The sequence below is a fragment of the Streptomyces sp. NRRL S-495 genome, from assembly GCF_000966955.1.
GTDB classification, from domain to species: Bacteria; Actinomycetota; Actinomycetes; order Streptomycetales; family Streptomycetaceae; genus Kitasatospora; species Kitasatospora purpeofusca.
On sequence record NZ_JZWY01000036.1, the window covers coordinates 19,468 to 35,882 of the forward strand.

General features: G+C 74.3%; 16 protein-coding genes and 1 pseudogene. 9 read left to right on the forward strand and 8 right to left on the reverse strand.

Going from position 1 to position 16,415, the window contains the following annotated elements; translation table 11 throughout:
• The first annotated feature begins 17 nt into the window (after window positions 1-17).
• Complete coding sequence (locus tag VR45_RS02970) at window positions 18-590, forward strand: Uma2 family endonuclease (protein WP_045938118.1); 573 nt, start codon at window positions 18-20, stop codon at window positions 588-590.
• A gap of 7 nt (window positions 591-597) precedes the next feature.
• Here VR45_RS02970 and VR45_RS02975 read toward each other — a convergent pair whose 3' ends face one another.
• Window positions 598-954 carry a hypothetical protein gene (locus VR45_RS02975; RefSeq protein WP_045938089.1) on the reverse strand — a complete coding sequence of 119 codons (357 nt, stop codon included), beginning with the start codon at window positions 952-954 and terminating at the stop codon, window positions 598-600.
• Between the two features lie 109 nt (window positions 955-1,063).
• Here VR45_RS02975 and VR45_RS02980 point away from each other — a divergent pair, with 109 nt between their 5' ends.
• On the forward strand, window positions 1,064-1,543 hold the full coding sequence (locus VR45_RS02980) for an SRPBCC family protein (protein WP_045938090.1): 480 nt from the start codon (window positions 1,064-1,066) through the stop codon (window positions 1,541-1,543).
• Window positions 1,544-1,561: 18 nt separating this feature from the next.
• On the opposite strand, the gene VR45_RS02985 is transcribed toward VR45_RS02980, so the two are convergent.
• The gene (locus tag VR45_RS02985) at window positions 1,562-2,431 is read right to left on the reverse strand and encodes a MurR/RpiR family transcriptional regulator (protein WP_030393442.1); all 870 of its coding nucleotides are present in this window, start codon (window positions 2,429-2,431) and stop codon (window positions 1,562-1,564) included.
• A 229-nt stretch (window positions 2,432-2,660) separates the two neighbouring features.
• Between VR45_RS02985 and VR45_RS02990 the strand changes: the two genes are divergently transcribed.
• Window positions 2,661-3,110, forward strand: a complete 450-nt coding sequence (locus tag VR45_RS02990) for a hypothetical protein (protein ID WP_045938091.1) — start codon at window positions 2,661-2,663, stop codon at window positions 3,108-3,110.
• Window positions 3,111-3,167: 57 nt separating this feature from the next.
• On the opposite strand, the gene hutH is transcribed toward VR45_RS02990, so the two are convergent.
• Complete coding sequence (gene hutH / locus VR45_RS02995) at window positions 3,168-4,745, reverse strand: histidine ammonia-lyase (RefSeq protein WP_107084086.1); 1,578 nt, start codon at window positions 4,743-4,745, stop codon at window positions 3,168-3,170.
• Window positions 4,746-4,926: 181 nt separating this feature from the next.
• On the opposite strand from hutH, the gene fdhD reads away from it, so the two are divergent.
• A complete protein-coding gene (gene fdhD, locus VR45_RS03000) occupies window positions 4,927-5,751 on the forward strand; it encodes a formate dehydrogenase accessory sulfurtransferase FdhD (protein WP_045938093.1) in 825 nt (274 codons plus the stop codon).
• A 24-nt stretch (window positions 5,752-5,775) separates the two neighbouring features.
• On the opposite strand, the gene VR45_RS03005 is transcribed toward fdhD, so the two are convergent.
• Complete coding sequence (locus VR45_RS03005) at window positions 5,776-6,951, reverse strand: macrolide family glycosyltransferase (RefSeq protein ID WP_234325812.1); 1,176 nt, start codon at window positions 6,949-6,951, stop codon at window positions 5,776-5,778.
• 169 nt (window positions 6,952-7,120) lie between these two features.
• Between VR45_RS03005 and VR45_RS03010 the strand changes: the two genes are divergently transcribed.
• Window positions 7,121-7,729, forward strand: coding sequence for a TetR/AcrR family transcriptional regulator (locus VR45_RS03010; protein WP_045938095.1), 609 nt, complete (start codon window positions 7,121-7,123; stop codon window positions 7,727-7,729).
• A gap of 24 nt (window positions 7,730-7,753) precedes the next feature.
• Here VR45_RS03010 and VR45_RS49910 read toward each other — a convergent pair whose 3' ends face one another.
• The 4 genes and pseudogenes from VR45_RS49910 to VR45_RS03030 all read right to left on the reverse strand — a co-directional run bounded on the left by VR45_RS49910 (window position 7,754) and on the right by VR45_RS03030 (window position 13,001).
• Window positions 7,754-8,128: a hypothetical protein gene (locus VR45_RS49910; RefSeq protein ID WP_159394102.1), complete on the reverse strand. Its 375-nt coding sequence runs from the start codon at window positions 8,126-8,128 to the stop codon at window positions 7,754-7,756.
• A gap of 902 nt (window positions 8,129-9,030) precedes the next feature.
• Window positions 9,031-10,056 (reverse strand): annotated as a pseudogene (locus tag VR45_RS48305) (sensor domain-containing diguanylate cyclase); the annotation flags it as partial.
• Between the two features lie 607 nt (window positions 10,057-10,663).
• Window positions 10,664-11,815 carry an adenylate/guanylate cyclase domain-containing protein gene (locus tag VR45_RS03025; RefSeq protein ID WP_045938120.1) on the reverse strand — a complete coding sequence of 384 codons (1,152 nt, stop codon included), beginning with the start codon at window positions 11,813-11,815 and terminating at the stop codon, window positions 10,664-10,666.
• A gap of 286 nt (window positions 11,816-12,101) precedes the next feature.
• Complete coding sequence (locus VR45_RS03030; protein WP_045938097.1) at window positions 12,102-13,001, reverse strand: biotin--[acetyl-CoA-carboxylase] ligase; 900 nt, start codon at window positions 12,999-13,001, stop codon at window positions 12,102-12,104.
• Window positions 13,002-13,256: 255 nt separating this feature from the next.
• On the opposite strand from VR45_RS03030, the gene VR45_RS03035 reads away from it, so the two are divergent.
• From VR45_RS03035 to VR45_RS03045, 4 genes are all read left to right on the forward strand, one after another.
• Complete coding sequence (locus tag VR45_RS03035; protein WP_045938098.1) at window positions 13,257-14,846, forward strand: acyl-CoA carboxylase subunit beta; 1,590 nt, start codon at window positions 13,257-13,259, stop codon at window positions 14,844-14,846.
• Between the two features lie 35 nt (window positions 14,847-14,881).
• The gene (locus VR45_RS03040) at window positions 14,882-15,103 is read left to right on the forward strand and encodes an acyl-CoA carboxylase subunit epsilon (RefSeq protein WP_030393431.1); all 222 of its coding nucleotides are present in this window, start codon (window positions 14,882-14,884) and stop codon (window positions 15,101-15,103) included.
• A 449-nt stretch (window positions 15,104-15,552) separates the two neighbouring features.
• Window positions 15,553-15,678, forward strand: a complete 126-nt coding sequence (locus VR45_RS49915; RefSeq protein WP_255360215.1) for a hypothetical protein — start codon at window positions 15,553-15,555, stop codon at window positions 15,676-15,678.
• Between the two features lie 44 nt (window positions 15,679-15,722).
• Complete coding sequence (locus VR45_RS03045) at window positions 15,723-16,322, forward strand: nucleoside triphosphate pyrophosphatase (RefSeq protein WP_045938099.1); 600 nt, start codon at window positions 15,723-15,725, stop codon at window positions 16,320-16,322.
• The last annotated feature ends 93 nt before the right edge of the window (window positions 16,323-16,415 follow it).

Genomic DNA, 16,415 nt, shown 5'->3' on the forward strand with positions numbered 1-16,415 from the left:
GACGAATGGAGGACGCGATGACGGCCATCACCGTGCGGCCGGGGAGACTCCGGGACGCGGCGGAGGAGATCGAGCGGAGCACCGGCCTCCGAGTTCAGATCATCGGAGGAACCCTGGTGATGTCCCCGACTCCTCGCGGAAAGCACGCAGGGACCATCAAGCGACTCAATCGCCGGCTCGCCCTACTGCTTCCCGCAGGCCTCGACACCTACGAGGTCTCGTCCATCGCCATGCCGGACAACAGGGACGACTACGCCACTCCCGACCTCGTCGTGCTCCCCGTCGAATGGGAGGACGACGACGAATGGCTGGCAGATCCACGCGATGTGGCTCTCGCGATCGAGGTGATCTCGAACTCCGAGGGCGTCAGGTCCGTCGCCACCAAAACCGACTGGTACGCCACCGCCGGGGTGTCGGTGCTCCTGACCGTCGACCCCCGTAAGGGCGTCTGGACGCTCTACACCCACCCCCGGGACGGCGCCTACCAGGGAGTGCTGCACGGCAAGTACGGCGAGCCGGTGCCGCTCACCGCACCGCTGTCAAGTGAACTCCCGACAGTGGACCTGCAGTTGTACGCACCTCGACACTGACTGGACCTCAGGCCGCCGCGTCGCCGTCCCAGTCGATGCCGATCTCGGCGAGCCAGCGGCGGTCGGCGTCGTCGGGGACGTCCGCGGACCGGGCGCCGGAAGGCACGGGCGGCGCGGGGGTCCGGGGTGGGCGGGGGATCTCCTGGACGGGGCCGAGGCCGTACTGCTCGGCGGCCGCGGCGGCGCGGGCGTCGGGTTCGATGACGCCGACGTGGACGACGGTCTCGTCGCCCGGGTCGAGGACGGTGAGTTCGGGATCGGGCAGACGGCGCAGGGTGACACGGCGTCCGCAGGTCGGGCAGGACCACTCGTCGGCTCCGGAGGCGAGCCGGCCGACGAACTTCATCTCGTGGATCACGCGCATGGCGGCACCCCCTGACCGGAATGATGCCCGCCCTGGGCGGATCGCCAACCTGCGGGTACGGTCGCCGGGGCGGCGTTCCGGGCCGCGGGGACGAACGGGGAGGGCGGACATGGACCGCGAGTGGGGCATCGAGGAGAGCATCGGCGTGGCGGCCACGCCGACGGAGGTCTACCGCGCCGTCAGCACCGTGCGGCGGACCGGGGAGTGGAGCCCCGAGTGCCGGGCGGTGTGGGCCCGGCGGGGACCGCTGCGGGCCGGGGACCGGTTCGTCGGCTTCAACCGGCGCGGCCTGTTCGTCTGGTTCACCACCTGCCGGGTGACGACAGCCCGCCCGGGCAGCGAGTTCGCGTTCCGGGTGGACACCTTCGGGCTGCCTGTCGCGGAGTGGGGCTACCGGTTCGCGCCGGACGGCGAGGGCGGCACGAACCTCACCGAGTACTGGCGGGACCTGCGGACCGGGCGCAGCGCGCCGGTCGCCGAACTGCTCGGCAAGGTCTTCACCGGCGTCGCCCCGGAGCGGCGGGCCGCGCACAACCGGGCCGGCATGCGCGCGACCCTGCGGCGGATCCGGCAGACCCTCGAAGCCTGACGCGCGATCCCCCGCGGGCTACTCCAGGAACAGCCCCCGGGCCGCCGCCGACTGCTCGATGGCCTCCAGCCGCGCCTCGGCGCCCGGGAGTTCGTCGCACATGGTCTGCAGCAGCACCCGGCCGAGCATCATCGGCGCGCAGGCGGTGTCGAAGACCAGCCCGGTGCCGACGGCGGCCGGCAGCATCAGGTCGGAGAGCTTGGCGACCGGCGCGAAGACGCTGTCGGCCACGGTGACGACGGTCAGTCCGCACTCCCGGGCCACCGCCAGGGCGTCCATCAGCTCGCGCGGGTACCGCGGCAGGGCGAAGCAGAGCAGCACGCTCGCGCCCGCGGCGGCCGCCTGCTCCAGCCGGTCGGCGAGCATGCTGCCGCCCTCGTCCAGCAGCCGGATGTCCGGGTGCACCTTGGCGGCGAAGTACGCGAAGCCGCGCGCCTGCGCGGAGGCGGCCCGCAGGCCGAGCACCGGCAGCGGGCGGGAGGCGGCGAGCAGCCGGGCGGCGCGGGCGATCGGCTCGGGGTCGGCGAGCAGCTCGGCCAGGTGGCGCAGGTGCTCGATCTCGGCGAGCACGGCCTGCTGGTGCTCGTTGCGGACGGCGTCGGCCGGGGTCTCGGGGGCGGCGGCCTCGCCGGCGCCGAGTTCGCGCAGCTGCTTGCGCAGCGCCGGGTAGCCGTCGTAGCCGAGGGCCACCGCGAAGCGGGTCACCGAGGGCTGGCTGACGCCGGCGAGTTCGGCGACCTCGACGCTGGAGAGGAACGGCGCCTCGGTGGCGTGCCGGACCAGCGAGTGCGCGATCCGCCGCTGGGTGGGGGTGAGCCGGTGCCCCTCGAAGAGCTGGAGCAGCCGGGCGGAGGGACCGACCGTGCCGGCGTCGTCGGTGGCGGTCATGGCGGTACCTCCGGATGCGAGCTGTTCGGACGACTGTGCAGCAGCGGGCCGCCGCTGGCAAAGACGTCTCGCCCGACGGAACGTCGGGCGAGACCTCCCGGAGCGGTCCCCGGGCGGGGCGGAGGGGGTGCGGGCCGTCTCGGGGTGACCCTGAGATCCCCCTGAGACCGCCCTGAATCCCCGTCGGACCGATGGACCGGCGGCCTCCGGAGGGAGGAAGCTGGTGCCCATGGACACTCGTCAGGACGATCTGCGGCGCGATCTGGACGCCTCGCTGCAGGCCCGCAAGGAGCTCGGCCCGGAGTACGAGTCGGAACTCGTCGACTCCTTCCTCTCCCGGATCGACGCCCGCCTCGACGCCCGGGTGGAGCGCCGGGTGGCCGAGCGGCTCGGCCCGGCCGACGGCTACGGCCCGACCGAGGGCTACGGCCCGGCCGGGGCGTACGGCCGTCCGGGGTACGGGCCGCGCCGCTTCGGCCGCCGTTCGGCGACCAGGCTCCCGATCATCTCGCTGGTGCTCGGCATCCCGCTGTCCGCGATCGCCGCCGAGAGCGGCGGCTTCTGGGGCCTGCTGGTCTGCTGGGGCGGCATCGTCGGCGTCAACGTCTCGTCCTCGCTCGCCGAGCGGATCCAGGAGCAGCGCGGCGCGGCGGCCCCGAAGAGCGACTGGGACCGGTGACCGGCGGCGCCACCGGCCACCGGTCACCCGTCCCACCCGTTCGGTACGGCGCGGAGGTCAGGCCAGCGGGCCGGTGACCCGCTCGACGGCCCGCACCAGCTCGCCCGAGGCGACCAGCGCGGCGGCGGCCTCCAGGTCCGGCGACAGGAAGCGGTCGCGACCGGCGCCGCCGACCCCGGCGGCCCGGGCGGCGGCCATCGCCGCGGCCGTGGCCGGCGCCGGCTCGGCGCCCGTTCCGGCCTGCTGACGGATCTCCAGCGCCCGGGCGGCGGCGGTGAGCTCGACGGCCAGGATCCGGCCGAGGTTCTCCACGGCCTGGCGCAGCTTGCGCGCGGCGGACCAGCCCATCGAGACGTGGTCCTCCTGCATGGCGGAGGAGGGGATCGAGTCGACCGAGGCCGGCACCGCGAGCCGCTTGTTCTCGCTGACCAGCGCGGCCTGGGTGTACTGGGCGATCATCAGGCCGGAGTCCACGCCCGGGTCGTCGGCCAGGAAGGCCGGCAGGCCGTGCGAACGGGCCTTGTCGAGCAGCCGGTCGGTGCGGCGCTCGGAGATCGAGCCGAGGTCGGCGGCGGCGATGGCGAGGAAGTCCAGCACGTAGGCGACCGGGGCGCCGTGGAAGTTGCCGTTGGACTCGACCCGGCCGTCCGGCAGCACCACCGGATTGTCGACCGAGGCGGCCAGCTCCCGGGAGGCGACCAGCTGGGCGTGCGCGAGGGTGTCACGGCCGGCGCCGGCGACCTGCGGGGCGCAGCGGATCGAGTAGGCGTCCTGGACCCGCGGCGCGTCGTCCTGGTGGTGGCCGGTGAGGCCGGAGCCCCGGAGCACGGTCAGCATGTTGGCGGCGGCGGCCGCCTGGCCGGGGTGCGGGCGGATCGGGGCGTGCAGCTCGGGCGCGAGCACCTTGTCGCTGCCGAGCAGCGCCTCCAGGGTCATCGCGGCGGTGATGTCGGCGGTGGTGAACAGCCGCTGCAGGTCCGCGATGGCCATGACCAGCATGCCGAGCATGCCGTCGGTGCCGTTGATGAGGGCGAGGCCCTCCTTCTCCAGCAGCTCGACGGGCTCGATGCCGGCGGCGGCGAGCAGCTCGCCGGCGGGCTTCTCGACGCCGTCGGGGCCGGTGGCCACGCCCTCGCCCATGAGGACGAGCGCGCAGTGCGACAGCGGCGCGAGGTCGCCGGAACAGCCGAGCGAGCCGAACTCGCGGACCACCGGGGTGATGCCGGCGTTGAGGAGCGCGGCCATGGTCTGGGCGACCAGCGGGCGGACGCCGGTGCGGCCGCTGGCGAGGGTCTTCATGCGCAGGAACATCAGCGCGCGGACGACCTCGCGCTCGACCACCGGGCCCATCCCGGCGGCGTGCGAGCGCACCAGCGAGCGCTGCAGCTGGGCGCGCAGCTCGGGGCTGATGTGCCGGACGGCGAGGGCGCCGAAGCCGGTCGAGACGCCGTAGACGGGGCGCGGTTCGGCGGCCAGGGCGTCGATCCGGGCGCGCGCGGTCGCCATCTCGGCGATCGCGTCGGGGCCGATCTCGACCCGGGCGTTGCCCCGGGCGACGGCCAGCACGTCCTCGGCGCCGACGTCGGCCTTGCCGACCTGGACGAGCGGCGCGTGGGCGGCCGCAGCACTGTGCATATCCATATGCATCATCTCAGCAGGTGAATGGAGATATGACAACCATCTCGGCCCAGTCGAAAGCTCGCGACACCGAACCGCCCGGTCACCAGGATTTTCGAATACCCGGGCCGGTGCCGCACGCTGTGGGGAGGCGGACGGCGCAACGCCGGGCGCGGCGGACGGGAAGGCAGGCGGGACGATGACGCGGGCGACGGCACGGCGGCGGGTGCTCCGGCTGCGCGGGGACGGGCGCAGCACCCGGCCCGACGCGCTGGCCGCCGAGGAACCACTGGAGATCCGGCTCGGCGGCGAACCGCTCACCGTCACCATGCGCACCCCCGGCCAGGACTTCGACCTGGTGGCGGGCTTCCTGGTCGGCGAGGGCCTGGCCACCACCGGCGAGGACCTGGCGGCACTGCGCTACTGCGCCGGCACCGACGCGGACGGCGCCAACACCTACAACGTGGTGGACGCGACGCTGCGCGACACCACCCGCCCGCTGCCGCTCTCCGCCCACCGCAACCTGCTCACCACCAGCGCCTGCGGACTGTGCGGCCGCGACACCGTGGACGCCGTGCGCACCCACGTCCGGCACCCGGTCGGCGAGGACCCGCTGAGCGTCCCGCCCGCGCTGCTCTACGCGCTGCCGGACCGGCTGCGCGCCGTCCAGCGCACCTTCGACTCCACCGGCGGCCTGCACGCGGCCGGCCTGTTCGACGGCCGGACCGGCGAACTGCTGTGCGCCCGCGAGGACGTCGGCCGGCACAACGCGGTGGACAAGGTGGTCGGCTGGGCGCTGCGGGAGGGCCTGCTGCCGCTGACCGGCCATGTGCTCCTGGTCAGCGGCCGGGCCTCGTTCGAACTGACCCAGAAGGCGGCACTGGCCGGCGTGCCGCTGCTGGCCGCGGTCTCGGCGCCGTCCTCGCTGGCCGTGGACCTCGCCGAGGAGCTGGGCCTGACCCTGGTCGGCTTCCTGCGCGGCGAGGGCGCCAATGTGTACACCCGCCCCGACCGGATCGCCTGAGCCGCACCCCCGCCCCGCCCCACCTCACTTCAACTCGGCCTCGACCAGGTCCGCCGCCCGCGCCGTACCGCCCTCGGCCCGGGCCGCGGCGCGCCCCTCCGCGAGCCGCTCGGCCACCGCCGGGTCCCCGGTCAGCTCCAGCAGCGCGGAGCGCAGCGCCCCGGCGGTCGCGTCCTCGGTGTCCAGCCGCCGGGCCACCCCGAGCGCCACCAGCGAGTCCGCGTTGGCGAACTGGTCGACGGCCTGCGGCACCGCGATCATCGGCACCCCGTGGAAGAGGCCCTCGCTCGCGCCGCCGGTGCCGGCGTGGGTGACGAAGGCGTCCGCCTGCGCCAGCACGTCGAACTGCGGCACCCAGCGGTGCACCTCGACGTTGGCCGGCACCTCGCCCAGCGCGGCCCGGTCGGTGTACCGGCCGATCTGCAGCACGACGTGCCAGCCGGGCAGGCTGCCGAAGGCCTCCAGGCAGGCCCGGTAGAAGGCCGGGCGGTCGGTGAAGGCCGAGCCGAGCGAGACCAGCAGCACCTTCTCCGCCCCGGCGGGCCGCTGCCAGTGGCCCTGCTGCGAACGGTCGCCGAAGCACTGGCCGACGAAGCTGATCCGGTCGGTGTCGACCCGGTCCGCACAGGGCTGCAGGGCCCGCGGGATCAGCGCCAGCGCGCGGTCCGGGCGGTTCTTGAACCGCTCGACGTCCCGCTCGACGTCCTGGACGACGAGGCCGTTGCCGGCCAGCCAGTCGCCGAACCGCCGGTAGTGCTCGGGGCCGCCGGGCCCGCTGCGGAGCTCCTCGAACATCGGGGCCATGTCCTCCTCGAAGCCCTCCCAGCCGACCATCGTGGGCGACAGTTGCACCGCCGGCACGCCGTGCCCCTCGGCCACCGCCCGGGCGGCGAAGGCGCCGATGTCGTACAGCACGAGGTCGGGCCGGTCCTCGGCGAAGAGCTCGCGCAGCACCGGGGTCATCGCGAGGGCGTCGTCGAGGAAGACGTCCTGGATCGCCACCGGGCCCTCGGGCCACCCCGCGGGGTCGCCGTCGAAGGGCAGCACGCTGTCGTACGGGACGGGCGTGGCGCCGGTGGACGCGACCGCCCCGGCGAAGGACGGCGCGTTGACGTAGCTCACCCGGTGGCCCCGGGCGACGAGCTCGGCGATCAGGGCGAGGCTCGGGTTGACGTGGCCGTGGGCCGGGATGGAAGCCATGACGATATGGGCGGAGCGGGTCATGCCGGTGGTCCTCTCGGAAGGCTGCGGTTCGGATCTCTGTCGAGACGAGACGGTTCGTCTCGCTGACGTGCCACCAGAATGCACCCGGCGAGCCCGATCGTCAAGACGATACGGATCGTCTCGTCATCTCGTTAGAATGGCGCCCATGACCGGACCGCAGACCACCCCCGACCCCAGCCGCCGCAACGAGCAGAGCCGCGCGGCCATCCTCACCGCCGCCGCCGAACTCGTCGCCGAACTCGGCTTCGGCAAGCTGACCATCGAGAAGGTCGCCGCCCGCGCCGGCGTCGGCAAGCAGACCATCTACCGCTGGTGGCCCTCCAAGGGCGCCGTCGTCTTCGACGCCTTCCTCGCCGCCAACGAGAACCCCTCCGGCGGCCTCGCCCTCCCCGACACCGGCGACCTCGGCGAGGACCTGCGGACCGTCCTGCGGCTCACCGCCCTCGAACTCGCCGACCCCGCCTTCGACCGGACCGGACGCGCCCTCACCGCCGAGGTGCTCACCGACCCCGCCCTGCTGCGCGACTACCGCGAACGCCTCCTCGACCCACTGCTGACCGTCACCCGCGAACGCCTGCGGACCGCCCGCGAGGCCGGCCAGCTGCGCGCCGACGCGGACCTCGACCTCGCGGTCGAACTCCTCTACGGCCCGCTGTACTACCGCTGGCTGCACGGCCTCGGCCCGCTCGACCCCGGCTACGCCGACCAGGTCGTGGCGGCCGTCCTGGGCGCGCTCGGCCCCGTCAGGGACTGAGCACGCCCCGACTCGGCCCCGTTCTCAGGACCGGTTGCGGCGGCGCAGCATCAGCACCACGACGACGATCACCGCGATCACCACCAGCACCACGGCGATGCCGATCACCAGTCCGATGAGCTTGCCGAGGCCCTTCTTCTTCTTTTTCTTCGACTTGTCCTTGGACGCGGCCAGCTGCGCGGCGTCATGGCGCTCCGCCGCCGCCCCGACCTGCCCGGCACCCTGCCCCGCCGACACCTGCCGGACGGCACCACCGCCCGCCACCGTCCGCGACCCGGCATCGGCCGCCGGGGCCACCGAAACCGCCGAGGCCGCCGAGGCCGCCGGTGCGGCCGCCAACGCCGTCCCGCCGAACGCGAGCACCGCGGAGAGCACCAGGCCCATCACCCGAGCGCGCACAGGAATCAACCCCCGTCATCGATCCGGCGCGACCCCGACGGCCCGCCGACCGCCGACACCATCCCACGCCCACCCCGTCCCGCCCACCCCCAGGACCGGACCGCGACCCGCTCGGAACCAACCGGTCACCGAAGCACCACACTCCCCGGGCGCTCGGGTGCGCGGGCCCCGGGCGCCCGGCCCCCGGGTCAGGTGCCGGGCGGGGAGGCGGGGCCGGCGAGGGCGACGGCGACCAGGGCGACGGCGACCAGGGCGCGGAGGGCGGCGGCGACCTGGCCGAGCGGGAGGGTGGCGTCGTCGGCGAAGAGTTCGAGGAGCCAGCCGCCCGCCGGGTTCTGGCCGCCGGCCGCGACCATGCCGCGGTAGCCGGAGACCACCAGCATGGCCTCCTCCGCCGGGTCGTTGCCCGCCGCCCCGGCGCGCAGCGCGAAGGCGCCGCCGCGCACGGCGGTCCGGGTCAGCGGGTAGTGGCGGAGGTCGAAGACGGCGTCCGGGGCCTCGATCTGGGCGCGCTGGGTCTCCGCCCGGGTGCTGCTCGGTCCGCTGGTCATCCGGTAGACGGCGTGCCGCGCGGTGTGCATCAGCTGCGACCCGGGCGGCACGTAGGAGATCCACCAGCCGACCGCATCCAGCAGCCGGGCCGTGGTCTCGGCGACGACGGCGAGCTTGCCCATGGTGTCGGCCGGGTGGACGGCGCGGGCGGCGCCCTGCCGGTCGAGCGCGGCGAGCACCGCCGTGAGCAGCTGCCCGGGGTCGGCGCTGTGTGCGGCGCCGCGGAACCGCCGGCGGTCGCCGGTACCGGCCCGGCCGCCGGACCGGGGGCGCCCGTCGGTGCGGTACTGCGGGTCGGCGGCGTCCGCGAGCAGCACCGTCGGGTCGGGCGCGAAGCCGGGCCCGTGGCTGCGGCCGGCGACCACCGGGTGCGCGGCCCGGGCGGCCTTGGCCCGGTACTGGGCGGCGTCGGCGAGCCGGAAGAGCCGGTCGGGGGTGGTGACGGGGCCGATGGAGTCCCCGGTGGAGGCGACCCCGCAGGCGACACCCTCGCCCTCGGCCAGGGCCAGCGCCCGCGCGCACAGCTCCTCGGCGACGGCGACCACCTCGTCCGACTTTCGGCCCTCGACGAGCAGGCAGAACTCGTCGCCGCCGAGCCGGGCCGCGAGGCTCCCGGGGAGCTTCGCGGCGGCCAGCGACAGCTGGTGGGCGAAGCGCTCCAGCAGCCGGTCGCCCACCTCGTGCCCGAGCTGGTCGTTGACCCGCTTGAGGCCGTTGACGTCGCAGACCACCAGGGACACCACGGTGTTGTCCCGGTTGTGGGCGGCCAGCGCGCTCTCCAGCCGGGCGTCCACCGCGCGCCGGTTGGCGAGGCCGGTGAGCGGGTCGGAGAAGGCCAGCTTGCGCAGGTCGGCGAGGCGCTCGGTCTGGGCGAGGCCGGCCGAGATCTGGGCCGCGAGCAGGGTCGCGTACTCGGCGTCGGCCTCGGTGAACTCGGCCGACCCGGCGGTCCGGGCCAGGTAGAGCTCGCCCCAGGCCTGCCCGTGCAGCACGATCGGCGCGACCACGCAGCAGGCCCGGCCGCGCCGGCGCAGCGCGGCGGCGCGTTCCTGGCAGTACGCGCCGGCGGTCGGGTGGGCGTGCCCGGCGTGCGGCTGGGAGTTGTCGGCGGTCTGCACCCAGGCGCGCGGCAGCCGGCCGGTGGTCCAGCGCTCCTCCAGGTAGGTGACGATCTCGGGGAAGTCGGCGACCGGGTAGGACTCGTCCTCGGGCAGCTCCTCCTCCCCGGGGGAGAGCTCACCGTGGTTGACCAGGACCCGCAGCCGGCCGGACTCGCGGTCCCAGACCGAGACGGCGGCCATGGCGGCGCCGAGCGCCCCGGTGGCACGGGCGGCGGCGGCCCGGACGGCCTCCAGCGGGGTGAGCGCACCCGCCATGTCCTGGGCGAGCTCGACGACGGCCGTCAGCCGGGCGTCGGTGGCCGCACCGCCGACGGGGGTGCGGGGCACCCCGGGGGCGGGGGGCGCCGGCGCGGCGGCCGCCGGCTGCCGCGTTCGGTCGCAGTCGCGGTCCGTCATGATCGCCTCACTGCTCACCGGCTCGCCTCGCTCCCTGTGCCCGGTCCTCCTGATGGTCGGCGGACGACCGCCGTGCCCGCACCGTCCGTGCCGGCGTGACCACCGAAGGCTCCCGAAGGTCCTACCCGTCCGACATCGGTTACCCGCCCGACGGTTCGCTACTCCGGCCGCCCGGACCGGAGCGCCTGCACCAAGACTATGGCGGTTTCGTTCGGTTATGCCCCGTTTGGGAGTCGGGATTCGCCAGACCGTGCGGCCTTCAACCGTTCGGCGTGGCGCGACGGACCGCCCGTCGGACGGCGGCAGGACGGCGCGGGGCTGCGACGGGATCGCTGACGGGATGGGCGACGGTAGCGCCGACGGGGACGGTGGCAGGCTGTGACGGGGCCGGGTTCCGAGAAGGTGACGGGGCAAAGCAGCGGCAGAACGGCTGCCGGACGGCCGTCGGGCCCGTCCCGGCCGCGCGCTACTCGCCGTGCGGCCGCCGGGAGAGCAGCCACGGCTCGACCAGCCCGAGCCCCCGCACCGGGCGGCGCCACATCGGCTGCAGATTGAACCGGTGCCCCGCCTCCGGCAGCGGCCCGTACTGCCCGGAGGGCGGCAGCCCCGCGGCCACCGACAGGGCGTCGGCCAGCCCGGACGCGTCCTCCCCGGCCGGCGCGACACTGCCGTACTGCTCCAGCGCGGCCGCGAACTCGCCGTCGATCAGCACCGCGTCCTTGGGTGCGATCGAGGTGAGCCGGCTGGCCAGGTTCACCGTGGTGCCGAACACGTCGCCCATCCGCGAGGTGACCGTGCCGAAGGCCATGCCGACCCGCAGGGCGGGGATGCTGTCGTCCTCGGCCAGCGCCTCGATCAGGCTGAGCGCGATCCCGGCGGCGATCACCGGGTCCTCGGAGACGAAGAGGATCTCGTCGCCGAGCGTCTTGATCACCCGGCCGCCCCGGCCGACGATCAGGTCGGAGCACGTGTTCTCGAAGGTCTCGACCAGCTCGCCGAGCTCCTCCTCCTCCAGCCGCCGGGACAACCGGGTGAAGCCGACCAGGTCCGCGAAGCCCACCGCGAGCCGGCCGCTGGTGATCTCGTTGTCCTCGGCGGCCTGCACCACCCGGCCGGTGACGGCGGCCAGCTGCCGCCGCCAGACGTACACCAGGAACTGCTCCAGCTCCGGCAGCAGCAGCTCGACCAGGGGGTAGGCGACATCGGCCCGGGTGAGACCGGGCTCGACGGACTGGGTGAGGTTCTCCAGGAAGGTGTCCATCTGCCAGCCCGCGAGCCGGGCCGTGGTCTGCCCGGTGGACCGGGCCACCTGGATCGCCATCGACTCGCTCAGCAGGCCCGACTCGACCAGGCCCGCCAGTCGGCGCAGCGCGATCACATCGCCGTCGGTCAGCGCCCTGGACTGGCCGATGTCCGGGAAGCCCATCGCCCGCCAGAAGCGGGTGGCCAGTTCCATCGGGACGTCGGCGGCCCGCGCGGCCTGGTACGGGGTGTAGCGGCGTGGCGCGTCCAGGATCAGGCGTTCGAGGTCGAGGGCGACGGTCTGGTCGTCGGAGCCCGCCGGGCCGCCGTTGCCGTCGGCGCCGTTGCCGCCGCCATTGCTGCCGTCCTCTGCCACCGGTCCGTCCCCGTGCGGTCGCCGCACTCGCCTCGTGTCGTGCCAGTGCGGGCGCGGCCGCGCCCGTTCGGGCAGTGGCGCGCCTCACACTGCTGCCAGGTGGAATGTTCGCACGGAATCGCGCGATCCGGGGCATCCGCCCGAGTCAAGGGGAGGTAAGGGGAGGCACCGTAACCCGCCCGGCGCACGGCGCGCGACCCGCCCGGCGCGGGGTCCGGAGCAGGGCCGGAGCAGGGCCGGAGCGGGGCCGGCGCACGCTCCGGACCGGCCGAACGACCCGCCCGTACTACCGCCCGTCGCGCGGCTCCGGGCGCACATGGACGACGTCCCCCGCGCCGACCGCCCGCCGGCCCCCGTCCGGGGTACGGACCACCAGCTGCCCGGCCCCGTCCACCGCGACCGCCTCGCCGATCAGTTCACGGTCACCGGGCAGCAGCACCTTCACCGGGCGGCCCAGCGTGGTGCAGCGCTGCGCGTACGCGCGCAGCAGGCCGCTGGTGTGCGGGTCCCCGCCGACCGCCGTCCACTCCCCGTACAGCTCGGCGAACTCGCGCAGCAGCGCGCGCAGCAGGGTGGTCCGGTCGGTGACGGCGGCACCGGCCAGGGCGAGCGAGGCGGCGGTGGGGACGGGCAGTTCGGCGGCCCGCAGCGACACGTTCAGCCCCAGGCCGGCGACCACCGCCCCGCCGCCCAGCTCGGTCAGGATGCCGCCGATCTTGCGCTCGGCGCCGTCGACCTCCACCTGCAGGTCGTTGGGCCACTTCAGGCCGACCTCGACCTCGGCGACCCGGCTCAGGGTGCTCGCGGCGGCGACGCCGACCAGGATCGGCAACCAGCCGTACCGTTCGACGGGTACCTCGTCCGGGCGAAGCAGGAGGGAGAGGAAGAGGCCGGAGCGGGCGGGCGCGGTCCACTGCCGCTCCAGCCGGCCGCGGCCGGAGCTCTGCGACTCGGCGACCAGCACCGCGCCCTGCGGGGCGCCCGCGCGGGCCCGGGCGGCGAGGTCGGTGTTGGTGGAGCCGGTCTCCTCGACGACGTCCAGCGAGGTCCAGAGCCCACCGGGGCGCACCAGGTCCCGGCGGAGCGTGGCGGCGTCCAGCGGCGGGCGGTCCAGGTCGGTCCACGGCGACGGTCCGGCGTGGCCGAGGCCGCGCAGTCCACTGCGGCGGGGGGTGTCGGAGGTCATGCGGCTCACCCTAGGCGGACAGCGGGGCCGGCACCGGCCGGGAGGCCGTACGCCGTCCCATCGTCTCCCAGAACGGGCGCCGACGACACTGTGGCGCTGGCCATAACCGCCGGACATTACGTCGGGCCCTCCGCGCTGGCTACGCTACCCAACGGTAGTTCGTTGTGCCGCCCTGCACCCCTCGTCCGCGCCGCCCCCACCCGGCCCGCGCCACCGAAAACAGGTCGCGGCCCAGGATCAGGGAGAGCCACCGGAATGACCGAGGCGTCGCACGACCCGCACACCACCGCCGGCAAGCTCGCCGACCTCCGGCGCAGGATCGACGAGGCGGTGCACTCCGGCTCCGCCAAGGCGGTCGAGAAGCAGCACGCCAAGGGCAAGCTGACGGCCCGCGAGCGCGTCGTGGAGCTGCTGGACGAGGACTCCTTCGTCGAGTTCGACGAGTTCGCCCGGCACCGCTCGATCAACTTCGGCCAGGAGAAGAACCGGCCGTACGGCGACGGCGTGGTCACCGGCTACGGCACCGTGGACGGCCGTCAGGTCGCGGTGTTCGCGCAGGACTTCACGGTCTTCGGCGGCTCGCTCGGCGAGGTCTTCGGCGAGAAGATCGTCAAGGTCATGGACTTCGCGCTGAAGACCGGCTGCCCGGTCATCGGCATCAACGACTCCGGTGGCGCCCGGATCCAGGAGGGCGTCGTCTCGCTCGGCCTGTACGGCGAGATCTTCCGCCGCAATGTGCACGCCTCCGGGGTGATCCCGCAGATCTCGCTGATCATGGGCCCCTGCGCGGGCGGTGCGGTCTACTCCCCCGCGATCACCGACTTCGTGGTGATGGCCGATCAGACCTCGCACATGTTCATCACCGGTCCCGACGTGATCAAGACCGTCACCGGCGAGGACGTCGGCATGGAGGAGCTGGGCGGCGCGCGCACCCACAACACCAAGTCCGGCAACGCGCACTACCTGGCGGCGGACGAGAAGGAGGCGATCGAGTACGTCAAGAGCCTGCTCTCGTACCTGCCCTCCAACAACCTCTCCGACCCGCCGGCCTTCCCGGAGGAGGCGGACCTGTCCGTCACCGACGAGGACCTCGAACTCGACACCCTGGTGCCGGACTCGGCGAACCAGCCGTACGACATGCACCGCGTGATCGAGCACGTCCTCGACGACGGCGAGTTCCTGGAGACCCAGCCGCTCTACGCCGGCAACATCATCACCGGCTTCGGCCGGGTCGAGGGCCACCCGGTCGGCATCGTCGGCAACCAGCCGATGGACCTGGCGGGCTGCCTGGACATCGCCGCCAGCGAGAAGGCCGCGCGGTTCATCCGCACCTGCGACTCCTTCAACATCCCCGTGATCACCTTCGTCGACGTGCCCGGCTTCCTGCCCGGCACCGAGCAGGAGTGGGACGGCATCATCCGCCGCGGCGCCAAGCTGATCTACGCCTACGCCGAGGCGACCGTCCCGCTGATCACCGTGATCACCCGCAAGGCCTTCGGCGGTGCGTACGACGTCATGGGCTCCAAGCACCTCGGCGCCGACCTCAACCTGGCCTGGCCGACCGCGCAGATCGCCGTGATGGGCGCGCAGGGCGCGGTCAACATCCTCCACCGGCGGGAGATCGCCGAGGCCGACGCGGCCGGCCTCGCCGACGAGAAGCGGGCCGAGCTGATCGCCTCCTACGAGGACACCCTGCTCAACCCGTACCTGGCGGCCGAGCGCGGCTATGTGGACGCGGTCATCGCGCCCAGCGAGACCCGCCGGCACATCGTCCGCGGTCTGCGCGCGCTGCGCGGCAAGCGCGAGGTGCTGCCCCCGAAGAAGCACGGCAACATTCCGCTGTAGTGGCTCCTCTCAGGAGGATCGCGAGAGGATTGAGCATGGCCCCGATCCATGTGCTGCACGGGCAGCCGACCCCCGAGGAGCTGGCCACCGTCCTGGCGGTGGTCCAGTCCCGGGCCGCCGCCGCGCAGGCCGCCGCCGAGGCGGCCCGCCGCGCGGGCGACGGCCCGGACTCCGCCTGGAACGACCGCGCGCGGCGGCTGCGCGCGACCCCGCGCCCCGGCGTCAACGCCTGGCGCACCTCCGGCTGGGCCGGTTAGTACCGCTCGGTACTGCCGCTCCCCGTGTCGCCGCGTCGGCACCGGGGGCGGGTGGGAACGGCTGCTCGGCACTGCAGCGCGCAGTGCCGAGCAGCCGTTCCTGTTCCCGGTGCTGTTCCTGTTCCTGCACCCGGTGCCGCTCCCGGTGCTGCTCCGTTCCTGTTCCCGTTCACCCGTGCCGTTCACCCGTGCCGTTCACCCGTGCCGTTCACCCGTGGGTGCACTTTGCAAAGTGCACCCACGGGGCCCGCTCCGCCCAGGCGGAGCGGGCCCCACCTGGCATTTTCCCCAGCTGTCAGCTGTGGCGGCCGCTCAGTACCTGCACTTTGCAAAGTGCCCACTTTGCAAAGTGCAGCAGGAAGGAGCACCCCGTCACGGAGCCCGGATTGCCCCGAAAGCTGAGTACGGATACTCAGGCGCCCGACCGGCCGGGGGCGCACCCTGGAACGATGCTCTGGTCAGACCCCCGCGACGAGCCCTCCCCGGAAGCCCGGCGCATGCAGCGGCGGCTGCACCGGGCCGGTCATGTGCTCGCCGTCCTCGCCCTGGTGATCGCGGTTCTGCTGATGGTCTGACGACCGCAGAACGACCGCCCGGAGCGGCCCTCTACCCTGGTGGCATGACCGACCGTCGCTCCCTCGTGCTCGCCTCCGCCTCCCCCGCCCGGCTCGGGCTGCTGCGTCAGGCGGGCCTCGACCCGCGCGTGGTGGTCAGCGGCGTCGACGAGGACGCCCTCACCGCCGCCACCCCCGCCGAACTCGCCCTCGTGCTCGCCGAGGCCAAGGCCAAGGCCGTCGCCGCCACCCTCACCGAGGGCGAGCTGGTGATCGGCTGCGACTCGGTGCTGGAGCTGGACGGCCAGGCCCTCGGCAAGCCCGCCGACGAGGCCGAGGCGCTGGCCCGCTGGCAGGCCATGCGCGGCCGGGCCGGCGTGCTGCGCACCGGCCACTGCGTGATCGACACCGCCACCGGCCGACAGGCGTCCGCCACCGCCTCCACCACCGTGCGCTTCGGCACCCCGGACGACGCCGAGGTCGCCGCGTACATCGCGACCGGCGAACCGCTGCACGTGGCCGGGGCGTTCACCCTGGACGGCCGCTCAGCCCCGTTCGTCGAGGGCGTCGACGGCGACCCGGGCAATGTCATCGGCCTCTCGCTGCCGCTGCTGCGCGGGTTGCTCACCGAACTCGGCGTGCGGATCACCGACCTCTGGGTCTGACGGGTCGGGCGGCCCCGCATGCCCGACGGCCCGCACAAACGTGCAAGCCCCGCACCCATGCCGGACCCTGCGCGTACGACGGGCCCACGCGCG

Bases quoted from the DNA above. Each gene is read 5' to 3' on its own strand.
- VR45_RS02970 (WP_045938118.1), top strand. From the start codon at position 18: ATGACGGCCATCACCGTGCGGCCGGGGAGACTCCGGGACGCGGCGGAG.
- VR45_RS02975 (WP_045938089.1), bottom strand. From the start codon at position 954: ATGCGCGTGATCCACGAGATGAAGTTCGTCGGCCGGCTCGCCTCCGGA.
- VR45_RS02980 (WP_045938090.1), top strand. From the start codon at position 1,064: ATGGACCGCGAGTGGGGCATCGAGGAGAGCATCGGCGTGGCGGCCACG.
- VR45_RS02985 (WP_030393442.1), bottom strand. From the start codon at position 2,431: ATGACCGCCACCGACGACGCCGGCACGGTCGGTCCCTCCGCCCGGCTG.
- VR45_RS02990 (WP_045938091.1), top strand. From the start codon at position 2,661: ATGGACACTCGTCAGGACGATCTGCGGCGCGATCTGGACGCCTCGCTG.
- hutH (WP_107084086.1), bottom strand. From the start codon at position 4,745: ATGCACAGTGCTGCGGCCGCCCACGCGCCGCTCGTCCAGGTCGGCAAG.
- fdhD (WP_045938093.1), top strand. From the start codon at position 4,927: ATGACGCGGGCGACGGCACGGCGGCGGGTGCTCCGGCTGCGCGGGGAC.
- VR45_RS03005 (WP_234325812.1), bottom strand. From the start codon at position 6,951: ATGGCTTCCATCCCGGCCCACGGCCACGTCAACCCGAGCCTCGCCCTG.
- VR45_RS03010 (WP_045938095.1), top strand. From the start codon at position 7,121: ATGACCGGACCGCAGACCACCCCCGACCCCAGCCGCCGCAACGAGCAG.
- VR45_RS03030 (WP_045938097.1), bottom strand. From the start codon at position 13,001: ATGACCTCCGACACCCCCCGCCGCAGTGGACTGCGCGGCCTCGGCCAC.
- VR45_RS03035 (WP_045938098.1), top strand. From the start codon at position 13,257: ATGACCGAGGCGTCGCACGACCCGCACACCACCGCCGGCAAGCTCGCC.
- VR45_RS03040 (WP_030393431.1), top strand. From the start codon at position 14,882: ATGGCCCCGATCCATGTGCTGCACGGGCAGCCGACCCCCGAGGAGCTG.
- VR45_RS49915 (WP_255360215.1), top strand. From the start codon at position 15,553: ATGCTCTGGTCAGACCCCCGCGACGAGCCCTCCCCGGAAGCCCGGCGC.
- VR45_RS03045 (WP_045938099.1), top strand. From the start codon at position 15,723: ATGACCGACCGTCGCTCCCTCGTGCTCGCCTCCGCCTCCCCCGCCCGG.